This is a genomic window from Pseudoflavonifractor intestinihominis (genome assembly GCF_040096055.1).
Lineage (GTDB): Bacteria > Bacillota > Clostridia > Oscillospirales > Oscillospiraceae > Pseudoflavonifractor > Pseudoflavonifractor intestinihominis.
This window is the reverse complement of record NZ_JBBMFK010000020.1, coordinates 39,800-61,749: the sequence shown is the minus strand read 5'-3', so window position 1 is coordinate 61,749 and position 21,950 is coordinate 39,800. Positions and strand designations below refer to the sequence as shown.

General features: G+C 64.1%; 19 protein-coding genes and 1 pseudogene. 4 read left to right on the top strand and 16 right to left on the bottom strand.

Features of this window, described 5'->3' with window-relative positions; genetic code table 11:
- Window positions 1-292: 292 nt before the first annotated feature.
- Complete coding sequence (lepA, locus tag WMO64_RS12025) at window positions 293-2,101, bottom strand: translation elongation factor 4 (protein ID WP_349232142.1); 1,809 nt, start codon at window positions 2,099-2,101, stop codon at window positions 293-295.
- 181 nt (window positions 2,102-2,282) lie between these two features.
- Window positions 2,283-2,984 carry a helix-turn-helix domain-containing protein gene (locus WMO64_RS12020; protein ID WP_349232141.1) on the bottom strand — a complete coding sequence of 234 codons (702 nt, stop codon included), beginning with the start codon at window positions 2,982-2,984 and terminating at the stop codon, window positions 2,283-2,285.
- Between the two features lie 223 nt (window positions 2,985-3,207).
- Here WMO64_RS12020 and pta point away from each other — a divergent pair, with 223 nt between their 5' ends.
- On the top strand, window positions 3,208-4,182 hold the full coding sequence (pta, locus tag WMO64_RS12015; protein WP_349232148.1) for a phosphate acetyltransferase: 975 nt from the start codon (window positions 3,208-3,210) through the stop codon (window positions 4,180-4,182).
- Window positions 4,183-4,517: 335 nt separating this feature from the next.
- Here pta and WMO64_RS12010 read toward each other — a convergent pair whose 3' ends face one another.
- The 7 genes from WMO64_RS12010 to gpr all read right to left on the bottom strand — a co-directional run bounded on the left by WMO64_RS12010 (window position 4,518) and on the right by gpr (window position 11,900).
- The gene (locus tag WMO64_RS12010; RefSeq protein WP_349232140.1) at window positions 4,518-5,462 is read right to left on the bottom strand and encodes a TDT family transporter; all 945 of its coding nucleotides are present in this window, start codon (window positions 5,460-5,462) and stop codon (window positions 4,518-4,520) included.
- Window positions 5,463-5,464: 2 nt separating this feature from the next.
- A complete protein-coding gene (locus WMO64_RS12005; RefSeq protein WP_294521825.1) occupies window positions 5,465-6,007 on the bottom strand; it encodes a C-GCAxxG-C-C family protein in 543 nt (180 codons plus the stop codon).
- A 258-nt stretch (window positions 6,008-6,265) separates the two neighbouring features.
- The gene (locus tag WMO64_RS12000; protein WP_349232139.1) at window positions 6,266-8,179 is read right to left on the bottom strand and encodes a DEAD/DEAH box helicase; all 1,914 of its coding nucleotides are present in this window, start codon (window positions 8,177-8,179) and stop codon (window positions 6,266-6,268) included.
- A 778-nt stretch (window positions 8,180-8,957) separates the two neighbouring features.
- Window positions 8,958-9,470, bottom strand: coding sequence for a shikimate kinase (locus tag WMO64_RS11995; RefSeq protein WP_294521830.1), 513 nt, complete (start codon window positions 9,468-9,470; stop codon window positions 8,958-8,960).
- Window positions 9,471-9,485: 15 nt separating this feature from the next.
- Entirely contained in the window at window positions 9,486-10,046 is a 561-nt protein-coding gene (locus WMO64_RS11990; protein ID WP_349232138.1) for a hypothetical protein, read from the bottom strand.
- Window positions 10,043-10,804: a TFIIB-type zinc ribbon-containing protein gene (locus WMO64_RS11985; RefSeq protein ID WP_349232137.1), complete on the bottom strand. Its 762-nt coding sequence runs from the start codon at window positions 10,802-10,804 to the stop codon at window positions 10,043-10,045. Before WMO64_RS11985 ends, WMO64_RS11990 begins: the two co-directional genes overlap by 4 nt.
- A gap of 193 nt (window positions 10,805-10,997) precedes the next feature.
- Window positions 10,998-11,900: a GPR endopeptidase gene (gene gpr / locus WMO64_RS11980; protein WP_349232136.1), complete on the bottom strand. Its 903-nt coding sequence runs from the start codon at window positions 11,898-11,900 to the stop codon at window positions 10,998-11,000.
- A gap of 240 nt (window positions 11,901-12,140) precedes the next feature.
- Between gpr and rpsT the strand changes: the two genes are divergently transcribed.
- The 3 genes from rpsT (at window position 12,141) to WMO64_RS11965 (ending at window position 14,266) form a co-directional block, all read left to right on the top strand.
- The gene (gene rpsT / locus WMO64_RS11975) at window positions 12,141-12,404 is read left to right on the top strand and encodes a 30S ribosomal protein S20 (RefSeq protein WP_349232135.1); all 264 of its coding nucleotides are present in this window, start codon (window positions 12,141-12,143) and stop codon (window positions 12,402-12,404) included.
- A 176-nt stretch (window positions 12,405-12,580) separates the two neighbouring features.
- A complete protein-coding gene (locus WMO64_RS11970) occupies window positions 12,581-13,465 on the top strand; it encodes a YihY/virulence factor BrkB family protein (protein WP_294521843.1) in 885 nt (294 codons plus the stop codon).
- A 153-nt stretch (window positions 13,466-13,618) separates the two neighbouring features.
- Complete coding sequence (locus WMO64_RS11965; protein WP_294521845.1) at window positions 13,619-14,266, top strand: pentapeptide repeat-containing protein; 648 nt, start codon at window positions 13,619-13,621, stop codon at window positions 14,264-14,266.
- A gap of 198 nt (window positions 14,267-14,464) precedes the next feature.
- Here WMO64_RS11965 and rnhA read toward each other — a convergent pair whose 3' ends face one another.
- The 7 genes and pseudogenes from rnhA to gyrB form a co-directional block, all read right to left on the bottom strand.
- Window positions 14,465-14,905, bottom strand: coding sequence for a ribonuclease HI (gene rnhA, locus WMO64_RS11960; RefSeq protein ID WP_349232147.1), 441 nt, complete (start codon window positions 14,903-14,905; stop codon window positions 14,465-14,467).
- A 90-nt stretch (window positions 14,906-14,995) separates the two neighbouring features.
- Window positions 14,996-15,319 (bottom strand): annotated as a pseudogene (locus WMO64_RS11955) (endonuclease domain-containing protein); the annotation flags it as partial.
- A 67-nt stretch (window positions 15,320-15,386) separates the two neighbouring features.
- Window positions 15,387-15,797 carry an SHOCT domain-containing protein gene (locus tag WMO64_RS11950; protein ID WP_294521848.1) on the bottom strand — a complete coding sequence of 137 codons (411 nt, stop codon included), beginning with the start codon at window positions 15,795-15,797 and terminating at the stop codon, window positions 15,387-15,389.
- 90 nt (window positions 15,798-15,887) lie between these two features.
- Window positions 15,888-16,340, bottom strand: a complete 453-nt coding sequence (locus WMO64_RS11945; RefSeq protein WP_294521851.1) for an endonuclease domain-containing protein — start codon at window positions 16,338-16,340, stop codon at window positions 15,888-15,890.
- 123 nt (window positions 16,341-16,463) lie between these two features.
- Window positions 16,464-19,016: a DNA gyrase subunit A gene (gene gyrA, locus WMO64_RS11940; protein WP_349232134.1), complete on the bottom strand. Its 2,553-nt coding sequence runs from the start codon at window positions 19,014-19,016 to the stop codon at window positions 16,464-16,466.
- 80 nt (window positions 19,017-19,096) lie between these two features.
- Window positions 19,097-19,909, bottom strand: coding sequence for a hypothetical protein (locus tag WMO64_RS11935; RefSeq protein ID WP_349232133.1), 813 nt, complete (start codon window positions 19,907-19,909; stop codon window positions 19,097-19,099).
- 15 nt (window positions 19,910-19,924) lie between these two features.
- On the bottom strand, window positions 19,925-21,874 hold the full coding sequence (gene gyrB / locus WMO64_RS11930; RefSeq protein WP_349232132.1) for a DNA topoisomerase (ATP-hydrolyzing) subunit B: 1,950 nt from the start codon (window positions 21,872-21,874) through the stop codon (window positions 19,925-19,927).
- Window positions 21,875-21,950 lie beyond the last annotated feature (76 nt).

The following is a 21,950-nucleotide window of genomic DNA, read 5'->3' as shown; positions in this document are numbered from 1 at the left end:
CACTATAACCTTTCCCCTCATCCGTCTGGCCTTCGGCCAGCCACCTTCCCCCCGGGGGGAAGGCCTAGGACACGGCGTTTTCTCTGGCTTCCCCCTCTGGGGGAAGCTGTCGAGCGCCAGCGAGACTGATGAGGGGGACTGCGGCGCTCACTGTAACCTTTCCCCTCATCCGTCCCAGTGTGCGCACTGGGGCACCTTCCCCCCCCCCAGGGGGAAGGCTTTTTTCTCCACAAAATACCCGTAAAATGTGGAAAATCCGCCGGGAGCAGCTTGCTCCCGGCGGATGCTATGTTTATTCCTCGTCCAGCTTGAGGACAGCCATAAACGCCTCGGTGGGAATCTGGACAGACCCCAGACTCCGCATCTTCTTTTTGCCCTCTTTCTGCTTCTCCAGCAGCTTCTTCTTCCGGGTGATGTCGCCGCCGTAGCACTTGGCCAGCACGTCCTTCCGCATGGCCTTGACGGTCTCCCGGGCGATGATCTTGCCGCCGATGGCGGCCTGGACGGGCACCTCGAAGAGCTGGCGGGGGATGTTCTCCTTCAGCTTCTCGCACAGGCGGCGGGCACGGGGGTAGGCCTTGTCCTTGTGGGCGATGAAGCTCAGGGCGTCCACCTGGTCGCCGTTGACCAGCATGTCCACCTTCACCAGCTCGCTGGGCCGGTAGCCCTCCAGCTCGTAGTCCAGGGAGGCGTAGCCCTTGGTGCGGGCCTTCAGGGTGTCGAAGAAATCGTAGATGATCTCGTTGATGGGCATGGCGTAGTGCATCTCCACCAGGTTGGTGTCCAGATACTGCATGTCCTTGAACTCCGCCCGGCGCTCCTGGCACATGGGCATGATGTTGCCCACGTAGTCCGGCGGCGTGATGATGGACACCTTGGCGTAGGGCTCCCGGGCCTCGGCGATCTGGGCCGGGTCGGGGTAGTTGTGGGGGTTGTCCACCCGCACCACCGTGCCGTCGGTCCTGGTGATCTCGTAGATGACGCTGGGCAGGGTGGTGATCAGGTCCAGGTCGAACTCCCGCTCCAGCCGCTCCTGGATGATCTCCATGTGGAGCATGCCCAAAAAGCCGCACCGGAAGCCGAAGCCCAGAGCCGCAGAGGACTCGGGCTCAAAGGACAGGGAGGCGTCGTTGAGCTGGAGCTTCTCCAGGGCGTCCCGCAGGTCGGGGTACTTGGAGCCGTCCTCGGTGTAGATGCCGCAGTACACCATGGCCCGGGCGGGGCGGTAGCCGGGCAGGGCCTGGGCGGCGGGGCGGCCGGCCTCGGTGACGGTGTCGCCCACCTGGGTGTCCTTCACGTTCTTGATGGAGGCGATGAAGTAGCCCACCTCGCCGGCGATGAGCTCCTTGCAGGGCTCCATGCCCAGGGGCAGCAGGTGGCCGCACTCGATCACGTCGTAGGACGCGCCGGAGGCCATCATCTTCACGGTCATGCCGGTCTTGATGGTGCCCTCCATGACCCGGAAGTACACGATAACGCCCCGGTAGGCGTCGTACTGGCTGTCGAAGATGAGGGCCTGGAGGGGCGCGGAGGGGTCCCCCTTGGGGGCGGGAACGTTCTTCACAATGTCCTCCAGCACCGCGTCGATGTTGATGCCCATCTTGGCGGAGATCTCGGGGGCGTCGGCGGCGGGGATGCCGATGATGTTCTCGATCTCCTCCTTGACCCGGGCCGGGTCGGCGGCGGGCAGGTCGATCTTGTTCACCACGGGCAGGATCTCCAGGTCGTGCTCCATGGCCAGGAAGGTGTTGGCCAGGGTCTGGGCCTCAATGCCCTGGGCCGCGTCCACGATGAGCACCGCGCCCTCGCAGGCCGCCAGGGAGCGGCTCACCTCGTAGTTGAAGTCCACATGGCCCGGGGTGTCGATCAGGTTGAGCTCGTAGGTATTGCCGTCCTGGGCGGCGTAGTTGAGCTTCACCGCACGGGCCTTGATGGTGATGCCCCGCTCCCGCTCCAGGTCCATGTTGTCCAGCAGCTGGCTCTCCATGTCCCGCTCGGCCACGGCGTTGCACTTCTCGATCAGCCGGTCGGACAGGGTGGATTTGCCGTGATCGATGTGGGCGATGATGGAAAAGTTACGGATTTTGGATTGATCGGTCATAAACAAAAAACCTCCGGTAGGGAATCACCAAATCAAAGCCCAGCGGAGCGGGTTTGATTTGGAAAGGACGAACAGCGGAGCGAGCGTTCCCCTTCAGGGGGAGGCGAGGGGTGCGGATCTTGTGAGGACGCCATACCTCCGATCAGGGGATACAGGCAGAATGAAACGCGGAAAGCCCGCCTTACTTCCGGTCGGTGCGGCGGAAGTTCATGCCCCGGTTGATGCGCTCGCCGGTGTTGTGGATGATCTGGAGCAGGGACTGGTAGGGGCCGGGGTAGTTCTTGGACAGGGCGTCGTGGTTCATGGCGGGGAAGGAGCCCTTCTCCTTGGCGTGGGCGGACAGGGCCTCCACATACTCGGCCTCGGCGCAGATCATGTCCGCGTTGGGCATGCCGGCGGCAAACTGGGCCGGAGGCACGGAGAAAAAGTCCTCGTTCTGGGTCACGTCGGCCCGGTAGAGGTGGCGGAAGAGCTTGTAGATGGCGGTGCCCAGGTAGTCGGAGGCCGCCCGGATAGCGTCCCGCTTGCCCACCTTGCCCAGCAGGTCGAAGAGCACGCTGATGGAGTTGACCAGCAGCTTCTTGGACAATGTGGCCATGATGCTGCCGTGGAGCACGTTGTCCTTTTCGGCGGAGTAGTCGTACAGCTCCTCGGCGCCGATGGTGGTGCCGTCCCTGGTGAGGGTACGGCCCAGCAGGAAGTCGGCGGACACGTTGTAGTAGTCGCAGGCCTTGATGACAAAGGCCAGGCCGGGCTCCCGGATGCCGTTTTCATAGTGGGAGAGCAGCGCCTGGGAGATGCCCAGATCCTTGGCCACCGCCCGCTGGGACGCGCCCTTCTCCTGCCGCAGGAGGGAGAGGGAACGGGAAAAATCGGAACTCATTGGTCGCACACACCTTTTTCATTTCATGGCGGGATTTCCGCCCTATTTTTATATGACAGCCAGTATAGTATACCCGTAGGAATACAAAAAGTAAAGTATAAAATTGTCCCTTTTGTGGGTTTTCCCATTGAGAACCGCCGACAGGGTGGTGTATAATAGGGACACGCAAGGGAATATTCCCCTATTTTACATGAAATACTGGAGGAAGTACGATATGATGGAGATGTTCAACAAGCTCATCGACACTCTGAAGGCCAATCCCAAGCGGATCGTCTTCACCGAGGGCACCGACGCCCGCATCCTGGAGGCCAGCGCCCGGCTGCTGACCGGTTCCTGGCTCAAGCCCGTGCTGGTGGGCAACGTGGAGGCCGTGAAGAAGGCCGCCGCCGACCACGGCTTCAACATCGACGGCGCCGAGATCGTGGACCCCGAGACCTATGAGGGCATGGAGGCCATGGTGGAGAAGATGGTGGAGCTGCGCAAGGGCAAGATGACCGCCGACGAGTGCCGCGCCGCCCTGAAGAAGGGCAACTACTTCGGCACCATGCTGGTGAAGATGGGCGTGGCCGACTGCCTGCTGGGCGGCGCCACCTACTCCACCGCCGACACCGTCCGTCCCGCCCTGCAGCTGATCAAGACCAAGCCGGGCAACAAGATCGTCTCCTCCTGCTTCATCCTGGTGCGGGAGAACTCCACCGGCGGCGCCGAGGCCCTGGCCATGGGCGACTGCGCCATCAACATCAAGCCCAGCGACGACGAGCTGGTGGAGATTGCCCTGGAGACCGCCAAGTGCGCCAAGATCTTCGGCATCGACCCCAAGGTGGCCTTCCTGAGCTACTCCACCAAGGGCTCCGGCAAGGGCGAGGACGTGGACAAGATGCGCTCCGCCTGCGAGAAGGCCAAGGCCGCCGCCCCCGACCTGGCCATGGACGGCGAGATGCAGTTCGACGCCGCCGTGTCCCCCACCGTGGGCCAGCTGAAGTTCCCCGGCTCCAAGGTGGCCGGCTACGCCAACACCTTCATCTTCCCCGACATCAACGCCGGCAACATCGGCTACAAGATCGCCCAGCGCCTGGGCGGCTTCGACGCCTACGGCCCCATCCTGCTGGGCCTGAACGCCCCCATCAACGACCTCTCCCGCGGCTGCAACGCCGAGGAGGTCTACTCCATGGCCATCATCACTGCCGCTCTCTCCTGAGCACTAAGCAAATCCGGAGCACCCCCCTGGGGGTGCTCCTTTTTTTTTGCGGCCATGGAGGAGACCTCCGCCCTGCCCCTGGCAGGGCCCGGCGCCTGCGCCGCCAAGGGCTTGCGCCCTGGGCAAGCCCTTGATGCCGGGGGCAATTCACTTGCCCCGGCAGATGTCTTGGGTCCGGGGTCCCCACAGGTTCCGCCTGTGGGGCCTGCTCCATGGCCATCATCACTGCCGCTCTCTCCTGAGTACAGAGCAAATCCGGAGCACCCCCCTGGGGGTGCTCCTTTTTTATAGCTAAAAATGCCGGACCCCGTGAGGAGTCCGGCATTTTTCTGCTTTTACCGGCTGGAAACCCGTTCCTTTGCCGGCTGCTTGGAGCCGGCAAAGAGGAACATGAGATACCGCACCAGGGCGTAGAGGGTGGTGAACGTGGCGATAACCGTCTCAATCAGCACCACCGTGCTCAAAAAGGGCAGGGGGCTGCCCAGGTTGGCCGCGCAGGCCATCAGCTGCTTGGAGGCGATGGCGCTGATGACAAAGGGGAAGGTGAAGGCGGCGTAGCTGGGGAAGAAGGGCAGCCTGAGATACTGCACGAACTTGACGCAGGCGAACAGGAACAGCACCGTGGCCAGCACCCACAGCACCAGCAGCAGCGGCAGGGACTTGGGGGTGACCGATTGGACGTAGCCCGCAATGCACAGGCTGGTGGGGGCGGCGTAGATGCAGATGAGGGGCTGGGCGGGCTTGGGGACCGGCTTCTTGACGTACCGCACCGTCACCAGCACCAGCAGCACCACCAGGGTGACAAGGCCGAACACGACGCAGGCCGAGCCGATGGCCGCGGCCTGGAAGGGGGGCGCCGTAATGCCGGCCATGGCGATGCCCACATAGACGATGTACCAGCTGGCAAATACCCGCTCCAGGGCAAAGCCCCTCAGGAATTTCACGCTGAACCAGATAATCATCACCACGTGGAGCGCCACGCCCACATACCAAATCACTTTGGCCGGGCCGCCGATGTAGGGGTTGAGGTAGGTGGCCAGCAGCATGACCGCCATGGGGAAGGTGAAGGACACGCTGGCCATAATGGGATTGCCCATGTCCGTCCGGAACTTTTTCACGTCCACAAGGATGCTGAGCAGGAACACTGCCATGAGCACGCCGCCCACGGCCCCGCACAGCAGCCGCACCCCTTCGGAGTAAGACTGGAGCAGGTTGCCCAGGCCGAACATGCCCAGGCTCACGGCGCAGATGGGAATGGGAACTCGTTTCAGAATGCTCATGGTTACGCCTCGAGGGGGGTGATACGGGTCTTCAGGTACTCGTCGTGGGTCAGGACGGTGATCTTGCCCTCGGTGGGGATGCCCAGCTCTCTGGCGATGATCTCCGCGGTCTTGGCGGCGCACAGGCCGGTATAGTAGATGCACTGGCTCTTGTGCCCGCCCTGGGACATGTCGAACTCCCGGGTCAGCACCCGGCAGCATGCCACGCCCTTGGTGTTGTTGGCCTTGAACCAGTCGTGGAGCTCCTTGGTCAGGGCCATGCATTTGACCACGCTGGGGTCGGCGGGCCCCTTGTGCTCGGTCCTTCCAAAGAACATGCCGATGGCCAGAACGCCGCCGTTCAGCGCGCCGCAGATACACCCCGACCTGCCCACGCCGACGGCCATGCCGGAGGACATGCGGATGACCTCTTCGGGCACATCCAGTTCAAAATTGGAGCGGATGATCTCGGTCACCGCTTCACAGCAGAAAAAGCCTCTGCGGTAGGACTCCTCCGCCTCCTGCTGGACCTTTTCCAAATTGATGGACTTGGCATTTACTTTCATATGGGACTCCTTTCCGACAACCGTGTCTGTTGTATTGAAAACGCGGATATTATACCATGGCCCTAGGATAAATTCTATTTTTCAATCCTTTTATTGGAAATTTCAATACTGCGTGCAATTTATAGAAGTTTCCTATGTTTTTTTGCGGGCATGGAAAGGGCCCCAACCGTTTCCACGGGGTTGGGAAAAATGGAAGCCCCCGGGCGGATCGATGATCCGCCCGGGGGCTTTTGCGCTCTGTGCTGTCCTGTGTCGGGCTCAGTCGTCGGGGGTCATATAGTAGGGCTTCATCAGGCTGGGCTGCTCGGTGGAGTCCTTCTGGTTGTCCCGGCGGAACATGACCTCCGGGGGACCGTTCCGGCGGCCCCGGCTGCGGCGTCTGCTGTCCTCCCGGCGGCCGTCGGCCTTGGGCTGCTCCTGCTTGGAGGCGGCGGGCTTTTCCGCTTTCTTCTCCTTCTTGGACTTGGCGGGCGCCTGCTCCCTGGACTTCTTCTCCTTTTTGGGCTGCTCTTCGGCCTGGGGCGCCCCCTTCTTCTTCCGGGGCGCCTTCCGCTCCTCCTCCCGGCGGGAGGGACGGCTCAGGGTCAGGGGCTTGGGCGCCAGCAGACGGGCGGTGGCGTCCAGGATCACGTCCCCGTCCAGAGGATTGGGCTTGTAGAAGTCGGTCTGGGGCTGGCTGGGCGCGGCGGGGATGGTGTCCTCCAGGTGCTGGCGGCGGACCCCCCGGCGGCTCTTCTTCTTGGGCGCCTCGGGGGCCTCCTCCACGGGGGCCTGGACCTGGACGGCGGCCGCCTGCTCCGCCGCCTCGCTCTGGCCGGACTTTTTCCGGCGGCGGCGGCGCTTCTTGGCCGGGGTCTCCGCCGGGACAGCGGCGGGGACGGGCTCCTCCGCCGGAACGGGGGCGGCCTGCCTGGCCTTGCGGGCCTCGGCGGCGGCCTTGTTGGCCGCGTCACGGGCCCGGCGGCGCTCCTTGGCGGCGGCGCGGGCCTCCGCGTCGTCGGCGTTCACCGGGCGGCCCTTGGCGTCCTTGGGGGCCTCGAAGACCTCCATGGGCCAGGGGTTGTTCTGGGCCACCGGCACCTTGCGGCCGATGAGCTTCTCGATATCCTTCAGGTACTGCTGCTCGCCGAAGTCGCAGAAGGACACGGCGGTGCCCCCACGGCCCGCCCGGCCGGTGCGGCCGATGCGGTGGACGTAGGTCTCGGGTACCTCGGGCAGGTTGTAGTTGAACACGTGGGACAGCTCTTCAATGTCCAGGCCACGGGCGGCGATGTCGGTGGCCACCAGGCAGCGCACCTTGCCCGCCTTGAAATCGGCCAGGGCCTGCTGCCGGGCGGTCTGGCTCTTGTTGCCGTGGATGGCCGCGGCGGAGATGCCCGCCTTCACCAGGTCGCCGGCCACCTTGTTGGCCCCGTGCTTGGTGCGGGTGAACACAATGGCGTTCTTCACCTCCAGGCCCTCCACCAGCCAGGCCAGCAGCTTGGTCTTGTTGCCCTTGTCCACCAGGTAGACGCTCTGGTCGATGATCTCCACCGGGGAGGACACCGGGTCCACCGCCACCTTCACCGGGTTCTTCAGCAGGCCGTTGACCAGGTCCATGACCTCGGGGGGCATGGTGGCGGAGAAGAAGAGGGTCTGCTTCACGGCGGGCAGCAGCTTGAGCACCCGGCGCACGTCGTGGATGAAGCCCATGTCCAGCATCCGGTCGGCCTCGTCCAGGACGAAGATCTCCAGCCTGGACAGGTCCACATAGCCCTGGCCCTGGAGGTCCAGCAGGCGGCCGGGGGTGGCCACCAGGATGTCCACGCCCTTCCTCAGCTTGTCCACCTGGGGCTGCTGGCCCACGCCGCCGAAGATTACGGCGGAGCGGAGGGGCAGGCGCTTGCCGTAGGCCTCGAAGCTCTCCTGGATCTGGAGGGCCAGCTCACGGGTGGGGGTGAGGATGAGGGAGCGGATGGGCCGCCCGGCGGGGATCTCCCCGTTGAGGCGCTGGAGGATGGGGGCGGCAAAGGCGCAGGTCTTGCCCGTGCCGGTCTGGGCGCAGCCCAGCACGTCCCGCCCGGCCAGGGCGGGGGGGATGGCCTTCTCCTGGATGGGGGAGGGCTTCTCATAGCCCAGGCCGGCCAGGGCCTCCAGGATGGGTTTGATCAGGCCAAGTTCACGAAAGGTCATAGATGCACAATTCCTTTGTCAAAAATTTGCGGAGGACGGCCCGGACATCCCGCCGGCCCGCAGCCGGGGACCTGGACCGTCACCGCCGGCAGGCCGTCAAAAAGACACCCCCCGGAAAAAGGGCCTCCCGGCGGGGGTGTCTGACGGTTCCCGTATTGCGGCGTACCGGCCGGAGCGGCTCCGCACCGCCCCGTATCTTTACTTAGTATAACACATATCCCGGGATATTACCAGTGGGGAAAGGGAAGGGCTTGCCTCGGGCAGAGATTGAAACACGGCGCAGAGACTGCGTGCGGCATTGAGAAAGGTCATTGAATTGCAGGGGCTCACAAGTCTGGGCGGGTAACGCTGCTCGGGCCATGCAATAACGATACGCAGGGCACCGAACCGGCATAGTAACTACTTTCAGGTTCGGCGGGTAATTGGACACTACCGCCGCAAGCCGCGTCTCCGAAGGGGGTACCAGGGGGAAACGGGCGCGTTTGGCCCTGGAAGGGCCCCTCCGCGCGTCGTCGCCGCAAGCTACATATCGTTCGCTTTGCCATAAATGGCAAAGCTCATTCATTCCGCTGCGGCTCCTCTCCCCACAAAAGACGTGCCGTCTTCCGCGGGGCCCCTTTTTCCCAGCGGCTTTTGGGTACTTTTCGCCGGTGAAAAGTACCTCCCCGAAGGGCGTTCCCCTCATCCGTCATTTGCTGCGCAAATGCCACCTTCCCCCCAGGGGGAAGGCTTGGGAGCAGCAGCCTCTCTGGCTTCTGCCCCGGGGGGAAGGCGTTGGTTACTGCCCGTCCCCTCGGGCGATAAGGGCCCGGAGCACGGCGGCCACCGTCTCCTCCAGGGTCTGGCCGTCGGCGTCCACGGTGATGTCGGCGTACTTGTCATAGAGCGGCGCCCGGTAGTTGTACAGGTCGGCCAGGGTCTGGCCGGGAGAGAGGGCGATACCCCGGGTGCTCATGTTGTTCAGCCGCCCCTTCAGCTCCTCCAGGGACACCCGCAGGTACACCACGGTGCCCAGCTGCTTCAGGTGGCCAATGGCCCCCTCCCGGCATACCGCGCTGCCCCCGGGGGCGATGACCGTCCCGGTACACGTCACCGAGCAGATGGCCGCCTCCTCCGCGTCCAGGAAGGCCTCCAGCCCCCGCTTGTCCAGGATCTCCTGGAGCAGGGCCCCCTCCCGCTGCTGGATGGTCAGGTCGGTGTCGATAAAGCCGTAGCCCAGGGTCTTGGCCAGAAGCACGCCCACGGTGCTCTTGCCTGAGCCGGGCATGCCAATGAGAATGATATTGTCCACTTGCGTCGCTCCTTTTTATTCGGGCAGGGAGAAGGTGGTCTCCTCCCGGCCGCTGCTGTAACTGTGGGTGGAATACTCCATGGTCAGGCTCCTGGCGCTGTCGGGCACCGACAGCAGACACTCCAGCTCCGTGGTCTGCCAGGCGGGCAGCCACACCTCGTGCCAGTTCTGCCGGTCCTCGTCGGCCAGGTAGACCGGATAGTCGGCCTGGCAGTCCAGCCACCAGTCCTCATCGTCGTAAAAACTGAAGTAGTCCACGCTGATCCAGGCGTCAAAGTTGCCCTGGTTGGACACCTCCACCGTCACCCGCCAGATGCTCTCCCCCTGGTACTCCTCCGACGGCCCCTGCCGCACGGCGGAGGTCATGCGGGCGGACAGGTTGGTGTCGTACCAGTAGCCGGTGGTGCGGGTGGCGAAGAGGGCCACGGCGATTACCACGATGGCCACCGCCACGCCGATGAGCACCGGCTTCTCCCAGCCGCCGCCGGCCTCATAGATCTGGGCGGAGCCGCAGCGGGGACAGGTGTCCCGCCGGCCATGCCAGCTCTTCCCGCATTGGGCACAGTGCTTCTTCACGGCGCTACCTCCTCCCGCGGGGGCAGAGTAACGGCATATGTATGGATGGCCGCCACCCGCTCCGTCTCGTCCTTGCCCGTCCGCTCCTCCAGGCACAGCACGACGCTGTCAAAGCCCTTGGGCACGTAGAACAGCAGGTTCCCCTCCAGCGGGTCCTGCCACAGCAGGTCGTAGGTGGTGATCCCCTTCACCCCCAGCTCGGCCAGCATGTCCAGGTCAGTGCTGTCCTCCAGCGGGGGGATGTAGTGCCCCCCGTCCAGGGCCAGATAGATCTCACCGGTGGGGTAGTCCCAGTCCAGGCTGTCGCCGCCGGTAACCGTCACGTCCACGGCCAGCAGGTCGAAATCCGCCCACCACAGCCGGGAGCTCTGGTCCAGGTCCACCCAGGACAGGCCGTTCACCGCCACCGTCAGGCCCCCCACCGCAAAGGTGTCCCTGTCCTCGGCCACAGAGGGGATGGGGCCGCTGTCCTGGGTCTGGTAGCGCACCACGCCCCAGGCGATGAGAGCGGCGCACACCGCCAGGCCGATGCCGATGAGCACCCGGAGCAGCAAAACCCCGCCGCCCCGCCGGACAGGGGGCGCCATGACCGGCTCCGTCACCGGCTCCTCCGGCTCCGGAGGGGGCGCGGAGAACTGAAAATGTCCCGTATTGCCCCCGGCGTCCCCCCGGGGGGTGCGGCGGCCGCAGGAGGGGCAGAAGTCCCGGGCGTCGCCGTCGTAGACCTTGCCGCAGTTGTCGCACTTGATCCGTCTCACTGGTGGAATCCCTCCAGTTTTCCGCCCGGAGGGGCCGGGCGGCTGATTGCGGCTGTGTGGTGATACCATGCATGGCATCATCAGCCGGGTTTTTCGGTTGCCCCGCAAGGGGCGAGAAAAACCGCTGAAAGCAAAGTATAATAGCCGCTTTGCGGCTATTATACCAAATATCCCCGGGAAATGGAAGTGCCCCCTAGCTGAGGAACATGTCCACGTCGGCCACGGTCAGCCCCTCCTGGAGGGCCAGGTTGATGCCGTAGCCGATGACCTTGGCCATGTCGGCCACCTGGCGGTCGATCTCCCGGGGGGTGACTATAACGCCTTTGCCCCCGTCTCCCAGCGCGCCCGGGTCCAGGCCGGGGCGGCCCGCCTCGGAGAGCACGTCGGCGCAGAGGGTGGCCGCGTCCACCACCGTGGGCACCCCCACCGCGATGACGGGCACCCCCAGGGTCTCCTCATTGAGGGCCGCCCGGGCGTTGCCCACCCCGGAGCCGGGGACGATGCCCGTGTCCGCGATCTGGATGGTGCGGCACAGCCGGGACAGGCTGCGGGAGGCCAGGGCGTCCACCGCCACCACCCGGGCAGGCCGCACCGCCCCCGCCATGGCCGCCGCCAGCTCGCCGCTCTCCACGCCGGTGGTGCCCAGCACCCCTGCCGCCAGGGCGGACACCGGCCGGAAGGACCCGAAGTGCTCCGGCACCCGCTGCACCAGGTGGCGGGTGACCATGGTGTGCTCCACCGCCAGGGGGCCCACCGCGTCGGGGGTGATGGCGCGGTTGCCCAGGCCCACCACCAGCACGCTCTCCCCGGGCCTGAGCTTCAGCAGGGCGGAGAGCTCCGCCCCCACCGCCCGGGCCGCCCGGCCGAAGGCGTCCGCCTCCCGGCGCTCCAGGCCGGAGAGCTCCACCGTCACGTAGGACCCCTCCGGCTTGCCCAGGGCCTGCGCCCCCTGCCGGTCCAGGATGTCCACCCGGGTGACGGGAAAGCCCTCCCGCTCCGTCTCCCTGGTCTCCACGCCCTCCAGCGCGCCCCCCCGGGCGCCCTCCTCCCAGATGCTCTTGGCCTCCACGGCCAGGTCCGTCCTCCGTCCAAGCATCCCCTTTTCACCCTTTCCTCCAAAATCATGGGGCCGGCGGCCCTCTACATATGGTACTTTTCCAGTATGTAAGCACTATTTTTAGCGTCTCGGCCCTGTCTATTCAAAAAGTGGACAAATTTTTTCAATTTATTCTTGCATTTTTCCTCTTGTGCTGGTACAATATAAATCTGCTACAGGCAAACTATGCGTATATGCGTATTGCAGATACGTTAATCGTCATCGGAGGAGGTGTTTGGTTTGCCGAATATTAAGTCTGCCAAGAAGCGTGTGCTGGTCAGCCAGGCCAAGGCCGCGCAGAACAAGGCCGCCAAGTCTGCCATCAAGACTGATCTGAAGAAGTTTGAGGCCGCAGTGGCCGAGGGCAACCGCAGCGAGGCCGAGGGCGCTTACAAGGTGGCTGTCAAGGCTGTGGACCAGGCTGTGGGCCACGGTCTGCTGCACCGCAACAACGCCGCGCGCAAGAAGAGCAGCATGACCATCAAGCTCAACAAGCTGGCCTGATCGCGCTAGAGAGAGCGGAATGAAGAGCCGCCTGCTGTTAAAGCAGGCGGTTTTTTGTCTTTATTTTCCCGGTTTTGGGGCGTGATTTGCCTTGCAAAAGGGAACATGCTATAATACTGCGTAAATCTTCAGCGCAGCATGCCGGCCGCGGGCCGGCCCGAGAGGAGGCGGTCTTTGTGGGCACGGTGTGGAACTCCAGCCCGGTGCGGTTCATCCGGGAGATGGTGGACCTGTATTTCAGCAAAAATGTGTCCCGGTCCGCCGCTGAGCTGGCCTACTTCCTGATCCTCACCTTTTTCCCGGTGCTCATCTGCGTCAACGGCTTCGTGGGCCTGCTGAAGCTGGACCCGGTGACCCTGCTCAGCGGCATCGAGGAGTTCCTCCCCAGGGGCACCCTGGACGTGGTGGCCGAGTACGTGGGCTATATCAGCACCAACCAGTCCACCGCCATGCTGGTGGCCGGCCTGTCCGCCACGCTGTTCTCCGCCTCCGCCGCCTTCCGGGCACTGATGAACATCATGAGCGACATCTACGAGCGCAAGACCTACACCGGCATCTTCCAGATCATCGCCAGCGTGCTCTTTTCCCTCCTGTTCCTGGTCACCATCTACCTGTCCCTGGTGGTGGTGCTCACCGGCGGCTGGCTCTTCACCCTGGTGGAGGACTTCTTCCACCTCAACCCCGGCGACCTGCCCTGGGACTGGCAGTGGATCCGGTTCCCCATCCTGTTCTGCCTGGTGCTGCTGTTCGTGCTGCTGGTGTACCGCATATCCGCCCCCAGAGGCAAGCCCAGGCCCCCTATCCTCACCGGCGGCATCCTGGCCTCCGTGGCCCTGGTGGCCGCCTCCATCCTGTTCTCCTGGTTCATCGGCCTGTCCTCCCGGTACTCCCTGGTGTACGGGTCCCTCACCTCGGTGGTCATCCTGCTGCTGTGGCTCTACCTGTGCGGCAACATCCTGATCCTGGGCAATGTGTTCAACTGCGTGTGGTACCGGCGGAAAAAGGTCCGCTACCTCCAGAAACTGAAGAGAGAGGACTATCCCCCCGACAGCCTGGGCTGATGTTTTCCACATCGGGCCGCCCGGCTATGGACAGTGGATTTAAAGCCCCCGGAACAGCCGCTCTTGGCTGCTCCGGGGGCCTTTGCGTTGGGGCCTTGTATTCTCCCGCCGGGCATGGTACCCTGTTGGTACACGAGAGGGGAGGGGTACACAATGCCGAAAGAGCCGGTTCTGCCTCCGGCAGGGGAGCCGGGGGAACTTCTCCCCCTGGCCCTGGAGGCCGCGGAGGAGGGGGAGCGGCTGGAGGGGCTGGACTTCTCCGGCCAGACCGCCCTGGGGGAGGACCTGGCCGAGCTGGAGCTGTCCGGCTGCCGGCTGGTGCGGTGCAGGCTGACAGGGTGCTCCTTTGCCGCCGCCTCCCTCCGGGACGTGCTGTTCCAGGACTGCGACCTGTCCCAGTGCCGCTTTACAAAGGCCAGCCTGACCCGGTGCACCTTTGACGGCTGCAAGGCCCTGGGGGCCGATCTCTCCGGCGCGTCCCTCCGGGACGTGTCCTTCTCCAACTGCCGCCTGGACCTGGCCAACTGCAACGCCGCCGCCCTGCGGGACGTGGCGTTCCGGGACTGCTCCATGGAGGACGCCGCCCTGTCTGGCTGCCGGGTCAGGGGCCTGACCCTGGACCGGTGCGCCCTTACCCGGGTCAACTTCTTCCAGACCCCCCTGGCCGGGGTGGACCTGACCTCCTGCACCCTCATCGAGCCGGTATTCTCCGCCTCCGCCGCCGAGCTGAAGGGGGCGGTGGTGGACCTGTTCCAGGCCGCCCAGCTGGCCAGACGGTTCGGCATCGTCATCAAGGAGTAGGGCCGTTTTCTGCCGATAAATGATAAAAACAGCGTGGATCGAGGGAATCCCTTGATCCACGCTGTTTTGTTATTGATACTTCCTGCTCTCCGCCACCGGCAGCTCGTCACAGCGGTTGTTGTATGGGTTGGACGCATGCCCCGCGTCGTCGCAAAAGGCGTTCCCCCTTCCCCGGGGCCCCGATATGGGGCAAGGGCCTCAGGCCTTGTACTTTTTGCTCTCCGCCACCGCCAGCTCGTCGCAGCGGTTGTTGTACGGGTTACTGGCATGACCCTTGACCCAGTGGAGGTTGACGGTGTGGCGCTCGCACAGCGCCAGCAGCCGCTCCCACAGATCCGGGTTCAACGCGGGCTTCTTGTCCGCCTTCACCCAGCCCTTAGCCTTCCAGCTCTTGGCCCAGCCCTTCTGGAGGGCGTCGATGACGTACTTGGAGTCGGAGTACAGCTCCACCACGCAGGGCTCCTTCAGGGCCTCCAGGGCCGTGATGACCCCGGTCAGCTCCATGCGGTTGTTGGTGGTGTGGCCCTCGCCGCCGGAGAGCTCCTTCTTGAACGTGCCGTACATCAGAATGGCCCCCCAGCCCCCCGGGCCCGGGTTGCCTGAACAGGCGCCGTCGGTGTAGATTGTGACTGTCTTCATAGTGCTCCTATCTTTGCCTCCCCCTGGGGGAAGGTGGCGCGGCAGAGCCGCGGCGGATGAGGGGACCCCCTCCTCCACCGCCAGCTTAATTGCAATGCAAACGCCTTCAAAGTTTTCTTTGATATCCAGATTGGAAAAGCGGAGAATGCGTATATGTCTCACGTTCTCCAGATACTCCGCCCGTTTTTGGTCTGCCTTCAATCCAGGCTCCAAATAATGTTGGGACCCATCCAATTCAACAGCCAATCTGGCCTGATGGCAATAGAAATCCACAATATAAGGTCCAAACGGCTTTTGGCGCAAAAACTGGACCGGGTAAGTACGCAAAAAATCATACCACAAATGCTTTTCTTCCTTTGTGGCGTTTTTTCGCAGCTGACGGGCACGGGTACGTAAGGAAGTCTCTTTCTCCATGTCCCCACACCCTTCCCCTCATCCGTCATTTGCTCCGCAAATGCCACCTTCCCCCAGGGGAAGGCGCTTAAAGGTCCCGGAGGATCTCCTGCCGCTTCTCCTCAAACTCCCGGGCGGTGATGAGGTGCTGGTCGTAGAGCCGCTGGAGCTCGGCCAGCCGGGCCTCGGCGCTGTGGGCGGCGGGGCCCTCAGCGGACGGGGCGGAGGCGTCCCCCTCGCTCTCCTCGTCAATGTTCCACTCGTAGGAGAAGTACATACCCTTCTTGTTGCAGGCGCCGTAGACACCGATACCCACAAAGCCCAGGGACATCACTGTCCATATCAGGCCGAAGGGGCCGGTGTTGGGCAGCAGCTCGGTGACGCCGATATACAGGAATCCCAGGGCCACGGCGGCGAAAATCCCGCCAAACACCCGGCTGAAGGTGATCATACTCTTGCTGGGGCGGATGGTCATGCGTCTGCGTCTGCGGTGGTTCATACGCGGCCTCCTTTTCTCCATGGACGAATAGGTCAATGATGATCGGCGGATTTTCTCCACATCAGGGCCGGGTTTTGGGGATACTTCCCCTCATCCGCCCCCTCCGGGGGCACCTTCCCCCCTCAGGGGGGAAGGCTTTTCCTTGGCTTCCCCCTGGGGGGAAGCTGGCGCGCGAAGCGCGGCTGATGAGGGGTCCCGCTCCTTCAAAGCCTGAATAATCGCGGTACAAACCCCTTCAAAATTTCTCTGGATATCCAGATTGCTGAACCTCAGCACCGATATTCCGTGCTCACGGAGCAGATACTCCGTCCTGGACCGGTCGCTGTCCGGGCCGCTGCCCTGATAATGCTGGGAGCCGTCCAGCTCCACGGCCAGTCTGGCTGCAGCACAGTAAAAATCCACAATATAGGGGCCAAACACCACCTGTCGACGGAATTGCATGGGAAACGTCTTTAAAAAGTCATACCACAGGTGCCGCTCCTCTTTGGTCGCGTTTTTTCTCAGCTCCTGGGCCCGGAGCCGCATGGTTTCTCCGGTACGCATGGCGGCGTTCCCCCTCATCCGCCCCCTGCGGGGGAAGGTGCCCCCGCAGGGGGAAGGCTTTTGTGCTCTGACTTTTCCTTTTCCGTCCTCTCCCCGCTATCGGGAAGGCTTTGCTCTCTGATTTTATTCCACAGTCTCGTCGGAAGACGTGGAAACAGGGGCGTCGCCGCCGGAAATTTCTTCCTCCTGGATGGATTCCTCGTCCTCGTGGTCGGTGCGTGCAAAGGAAATTACCTTTACACCTTCATCCAGGTTCATCAGCTTCACGCCCTGGGCGGCGCGGCCGTAGGTGGAGATGCCGGACACCGCCATGCGGATGATGACGCCCGCGTCGTTGATGACCAGAATGTCGTCGGCGTCGCTGACCACCTTGACCCCCACCACGGGGCCGGTCTTCTCGGTGACATTGTAGCCCTTCAGGCCGTAGCCGCCGCGATTCTGGGGGCCGTCGGCGCGGATATACTCGTCCATGTCGGTCCGCTTGCCGTAGCCGTTCTCGGTGACCATGAGGACCTGGTGATCCCGCTTGGCCCGGGCCGCGCCGATGACATAGTCCCCCTCACGGAGCTTGATGCCCCGGACGCCGCAGGCGTCCCGGCCCATGCAGCGCACGTCGGTCTCCTTGAAGCAGATGGCCATGCCGTCGTGGGTGGCGATGAGGATGGCCTGGTCGCCGTCGGTCTCCCGGACGGCGATGAGCTCGTCCCCCTCGTCCAGGGTGATGCAGCGGATGCCCGCCTTGCGGGCGGTGTTGATGGCGGAGAGCTGGATGCGCTTGACCGTGCCGTTCCGGGTGACCATGGTGAGGTACCGGTCCTCGGGGAACTCCCGCAGGTGGATCATGGCGGTCACCTTCTCGCCGCTCTCCACGGGCAGGATGTTCACCAGATTGGTGCCCTTGGCCATGCGGCCCGCCTCGGGGATCTGGTAGCCCTTCTTCCGGTGGACCCGGCCCTTGTTGGTGAAGAAGAGGATGAAGTCGTGGGTGGAGGCGGTAAAGACCGTGTCCACATAGTCCTCCTCCTTGGTGGCCATGGCGGTGATGCCCTTGCCGCCCCGGCGCTGGGTCTTGTAGGTGGAGGCGGGCAGGCGCTTGATATAGCCGCCGGCGGTGAGGGTGAAGACGCACTCCTCCTCCTCAATCAGGTCCTCGATGTCGATCTCGTCCTCCACGTCCTGGATCTCGGTGACCCGCTCGTCGCCGTACTTGTCCCGGATGGCGATGAGCTCGTCCTTCAGCACGCCCCGGAGCATCTCCTCAGAGCCCAGCAGCTGCTGGAAGTAGGCGATGCGGGCCTCCAGCTCCTTGTACTCGTTCTCCAGCTTCTCCCGGTCCAGTCCCTGCAGGGCCTTGAGGCGCATGTCCAGGATGGCCTGGGCCTGCACGTCGTCCAGGCCGAAGCGCTCCATGAGGCGGTCCTTGGCGTCGTCGTAGCTGGTGCGGATGATGTGGATGACCTCGTCGATGTTGTCCTGGGCGATGAGCAGGCCCTCCAGCAGGTGGGCCCGCTCCTGGGCCTTCTTCAGGTCGAACCGGGTGCGCCGGATGATGACCTGCTCCTGGTAGGCGATGTACTCGTCCAGGATGTGGCGCAGGGACAGGATGCGGGGCTGGAGCTTGCCGCCCGTCTCCACCAGAGCCAGCATATTGATGGCAAAGGTGGTCTGGAGCTGGGTCTGGGCGAAGAGCCGGTTGAGCACCACCTGGGGGTTGGCGTCCCGCTTGAGCTCGATGACCACCCGCATGCCGTTGCGGTCGGACTCGTCCCGGATGTCGCTGATGCCGTCCAGCCGCTTGTCCTCCACCTGGTCGGCCATGTTCTTGATGAGCATGCGCTTGTTGACCTGGTAGGGGATCTCGGTGACGATGATGCGGGTGCGGTCCTTGCCGAACTCCTCAAACTCGGTGCGGGCCCGGACGCACAGCCGGCCCCGGCCGGTGGCGTAGGCCGCCCGGATGCCCGACCGGCCCATGATGATGCCCCTGGTGGGGAAGTCGGGGCCCTTGATGTGCTCCATCAGGTCGGACAGCTCGGCCTCCGGGTTGTCCAGCACGCAGATGGTGGCGTTGATGACCTCGGTCAGGTTGTGGGGCGGGATGTTGGTGGCCATGCCCACGGCGATGCCGCTGGAGCCGTTGACCAGCAGGTTGGGGAACCGGGAGGGGAGCACCTTGGGCTCCTTCCGGGTCTCGTCAAAGTTGGGGTCCCAGTCCACCGTGTCCTTCTCGATGTCCCGGAGCATCTCGTCGGAGATTTTGCTCAGCCGGGCCTCGGTGTAACGGTAGGCGGCCGGGGGGTCGCCGTCGATGGAGCCGAAGTTGCCGTGGCCGTCCACCAGCATGTAGCGCATGGAGAAGTCCTGGGCCAGGCGCACCAGGGCGTCGTAGACGCTGGCGTCGCCGTGGGGGTGGTACCGGCCCAGCACGTCGCCCACGCAGGTGGCCGACTTCTTGAAGGGCTTGTCCGCCGTCAGGTTGTCCTCGTACATGGCGTACAGGATGCGGCGGTGCACCGGCTTCAGGCCGTCCCGCACGTCGGGCAGGGCCCGGCCCACAATGACGCTCATGGCATACTCAATATAGGATTTTTCCATCTCCGGCACCAGGGGAGACACCTCAATGTGCTGATTGGGGTAGCGAATCTCCTCCGGGTCGTATTGGGGCTTCTTGCTCATGAATTGATTTCCTCCTCATAGAGGTTGTAGTGGGACGGATGTCCCACGATATTTTGTCAAAGGGTCTGGAGCGGGGGCGCTCACCCCTCCAGAATACTCTGGATGTTCTCCTCGGTCAGGGCCAGGTACTCCGGCTGAATCTCCTGGCTGTCCCGCACATAGACGTAGCGCCACGCCTGGTAGACGGAGGCGTCCAGGGGCTCGTCGCTGTCCCCTCCGTTGGCCGCGATATAGTACACAAAGCCGGTGCCGCTCTTGTCGGCCTCCTCCGGGTAGCCGTTCTCCAGCGCCTCCCGGCCCCAGGCGTGCACCGAACCAACCTCCACATAGACGTCCAGATACTTGTCATAGCGGTAGAGGGCATAGGGCCAGAAATCCCTGCTGATCAGCTGCTGGTTGTGCTGGGAATCCGACTGGACCGCTCCACTCTCATAAAAGGTCAGCTCGGGAGAGGTCTCCAGCTGGACACCCAGTTCCCCGGTCTCCCCATTCCAGGAGAATACATAACCACGCCTCCCGGCAACCATGGTGCTCTCATAGATCAGGATCAGCTCCCGCTCCCCGTCCCCGTCCACATCGCAGACGGCGAACCGGTTGTCCGCCATGTCGTACTCGCCGGGCAAGCCCATGGGCGTTCCGTCGGGCAGAATATGCTCCTGAAGCATCCGATCCAAGACGGCGGCAAAGGCCTCCCTGGAACCCCCGTTCACCCGCATGAGGCCCCCCGCCTCCGCCGCGGGGGAGGGGGAGGCGGATTCCGGCGCAGGGGTGGGAGAGACGGCCGGGGCGGACTCCGGCGCGGGGGTGGATGCGCCCGGCCCGCCGGGCTCCCCGGCGCAGGCCGTGAGGGCCAGGACCAGACCGAGGGCCGCGAAAAGCGCAGATTTCTTCATCACACAGCCTCCAAATCAATAGTCCAGGTTCACCGCATACTTGGCGTTCTTCTCGATGAACTCCTTGCGGGGCTCCACCTTCTCGCCCATGAGGACGGTGAAGGTGGCGTCTGCGGCCACGGCGTCGTCCAGCTCAATGCGGCGCAGGGTGCGCTTCTCCGGGTCCATGGTGGTCTCCCACAGCTCGTGGGGGTTCATCTCGCCCAGGCCCTTGAAGCGGCTGATGTCCACCTTGGCGTTGGGGTTGTCCCCCCGCAGCTCGGCGGACACCCGGTCCCGCTCCTCGTCGGAGAAGGCCACCCGGGTGGTCTTGCCCCGGGTCAGCTTGTACAGCGGCGGCACGGCGGAGTACACATAGCCGTTCTCGATCAGGGGCCGCATGAAGCGGAAGAAGAAGGTGAGCAGCAGGGTACGGATGTGGGCGCCGTCCACATCGGCATCGGCCATGATGATGACCTTGTGATAGCGCAGCTTGGTCACGTCGAACTCGTCGCCGATGCCGGCGCCCAGGGCGGTGATGACGGGCTGGAGCTTGTCGTTGCCGTAGACCTTATCGGCCCGGGCCTTCTCCACGTTGAGCATCTTGCCCCACAGGGGGAGGATGGCCTGGAACCGGGAGTCCCGGCCCTGGGTGGCCGAGCCGCCTGCGGAGTCGCCCTCCACGATGTACAGCTCGGTGAGCTCGGGGTTGACCTCGTTGCAGTCCCGCAGCTTGTCGGGCATGGCGGCGCCGCCCAGGGCGGTCTTGCGCCGGACGGATTCTCTGGCCTTCCGGGCCGCCTCGCGGGCCCGGTTGGCGGTGAGGGCCTTGTCCAGGATGGCCCGGCCCACCGCCGGGTTCTCCTCCAGGAACTCCTCCAGCTTCTCGCTGACCAGGTTGTTGACCAGGGTGCGGATGTGGGCGTTGCCCAGCTTGGCCTTGGTCTGGCCCTCGAACTGGGCCTCGGTCAGCTTCACCGAGATCACCGCCGTCAGGCCCTCCCGGCAGTCCTCGCCCGACACCTTGTCCTCGTCCTTGAGGATCTTCATCTTCTTGCCGTAGGCGTTGAGCACGTTGGTCAGGGCCTGCTTGAAGCCGGTCTCGTGCATGCCGCCCTCGGGGGTGTGGACGTTGTTGGCAAAGGACACCAGGATCTCGTTGTAGGTGTCGGTGTACTGCATGGCGATCTCGGCCATGGAGTCGTCCTTCATGCCGGACATGTAGATGACCCCGTCGTGGATGGGGGTCTTGTTCTTGTTGATGAAGGTGACGAACTCCCGGATGCCGCCCTCGTAGTGCATGGTGTCCTCCTGCTCCATGCCCGGGCGGCGGTCCTGGATGACGATCTTCAGCCCCGCGTTGAGGAAGGCCTCCTCCCGCATGCGGGTGTGGAGGGTCTCGTAGTCGTACACCGTGTCCTCGAACATCTCCGGGTCGGGCTTGAACACCACCTCGGTGCCGTGGCGGTCGGTTTCACCCACGATGGTCATGCTCTGGGTCACCTTGCCCCGGGAGAACTTCATCTCGTAGATCTTGCCGTCCTTGTGGACCCGCACCTCCAGCCACTCGCTCAGGGCGTTGACCACGCTGGCACCCACGCCGTGGAGGCCGCCGGACACCTTGTAGCCCCCGCCGCCGAACTTGCCGCCGGCGTGGAGGATGGTGAACACCACTTCCAGCGCGGGCAGGCCGGTCTGGGGCTGGACGTCCACGGGGATGCCGCGGCCGTTGTCGGTGACGGAGATCACGTCCCCCTCCAGAATGGCCACGTCGATGCGGTCGCAGTACCCGGCCAGGGCCTCGTCGATGGAGTTGTCCACGATCTCGTACACCAGGTGGTGCAGGCCCGAGGACGAGGTGGAGCCGATATACATGCCGGGCCGCTTGCGGACGGCCTCCAGGCCCTCCAGCACTTGGATCTCGCTGCCGCCGTACTCGTGGTCCACCTGGGTGGCGCTCTGTTCCAGTTCTAACTCGTCAGACATAATAACCTCCGCTTGTTCTTGGATACGCGCTGGGTGTGGCGCCTGGAAACGGGCCTTGTCCGCTCCCACGCGCCAC

Coding starts and splice junctions, on each gene's coding strand:
- WMO64_RS11965 (WP_294521845.1), top strand. CDS start 13,619: ATGCCGAAAGAGCCGGTTCTGCCTCCGGCAGGGGAGCCGGGGGAACTT.
- lepA (WP_349232142.1), bottom strand. CDS start 2,101: ATGACCGATCAATCCAAAATCCGTAACTTTTCCATCATCGCCCACATC.
- WMO64_RS12010 (WP_349232140.1), bottom strand. CDS start 5,462: ATGAGCATTCTGAAACGAGTTCCCATTCCCATCTGCGCCGTGAGCCTG.
- WMO64_RS12000 (WP_349232139.1), bottom strand. CDS start 8,179: ATGACCTTTCGTGAACTTGGCCTGATCAAACCCATCCTGGAGGCCCTG.
- rnhA (WP_349232147.1), bottom strand. CDS start 14,905: ATGAAGACAGTCACAATCTACACCGACGGCGCCTGTTCAGGCAACCCG.
- gyrB (WP_349232132.1), bottom strand. CDS start 21,874: ATGTCTGACGAGTTAGAACTGGAACAGAGCGCCACCCAGGTGGACCAC.
- WMO64_RS11935 (WP_349232133.1), bottom strand. CDS start 19,909: ATGAAGAAATCTGCGCTTTTCGCGGCCCTCGGTCTGGTCCTGGCCCTC.
- WMO64_RS12020 (WP_349232141.1), bottom strand. CDS start 2,984: ATGAGTTCCGATTTTTCCCGTTCCCTCTCCCTCCTGCGGCAGGAGAAG.
- WMO64_RS11945 (WP_294521851.1), bottom strand. CDS start 16,340: ATGCGTACCGGAGAAACCATGCGGCTCCGGGCCCAGGAGCTGAGAAAA.
- WMO64_RS11950 (WP_294521848.1), bottom strand. CDS start 15,797: ATGAACCACCGCAGACGCAGACGCATGACCATCCGCCCCAGCAAGAGT.
- pta (WP_349232148.1), top strand. CDS start 3,208: ATGTTCAACAAGCTCATCGACACTCTGAAGGCCAATCCCAAGCGGATC.
- gyrA (WP_349232134.1), bottom strand. CDS start 19,016: ATGAGCAAGAAGCCCCAATACGACCCGGAGGAGATTCGCTACCCCAAT.
- WMO64_RS12005 (WP_294521825.1), bottom strand. CDS start 6,007: ATGAAAGTAAATGCCAAGTCCATCAATTTGGAAAAGGTCCAGCAGGAG.
- gpr (WP_349232136.1), bottom strand. CDS start 11,900: ATGCTTGGACGGAGGACGGACCTGGCCGTGGAGGCCAAGAGCATCTGG.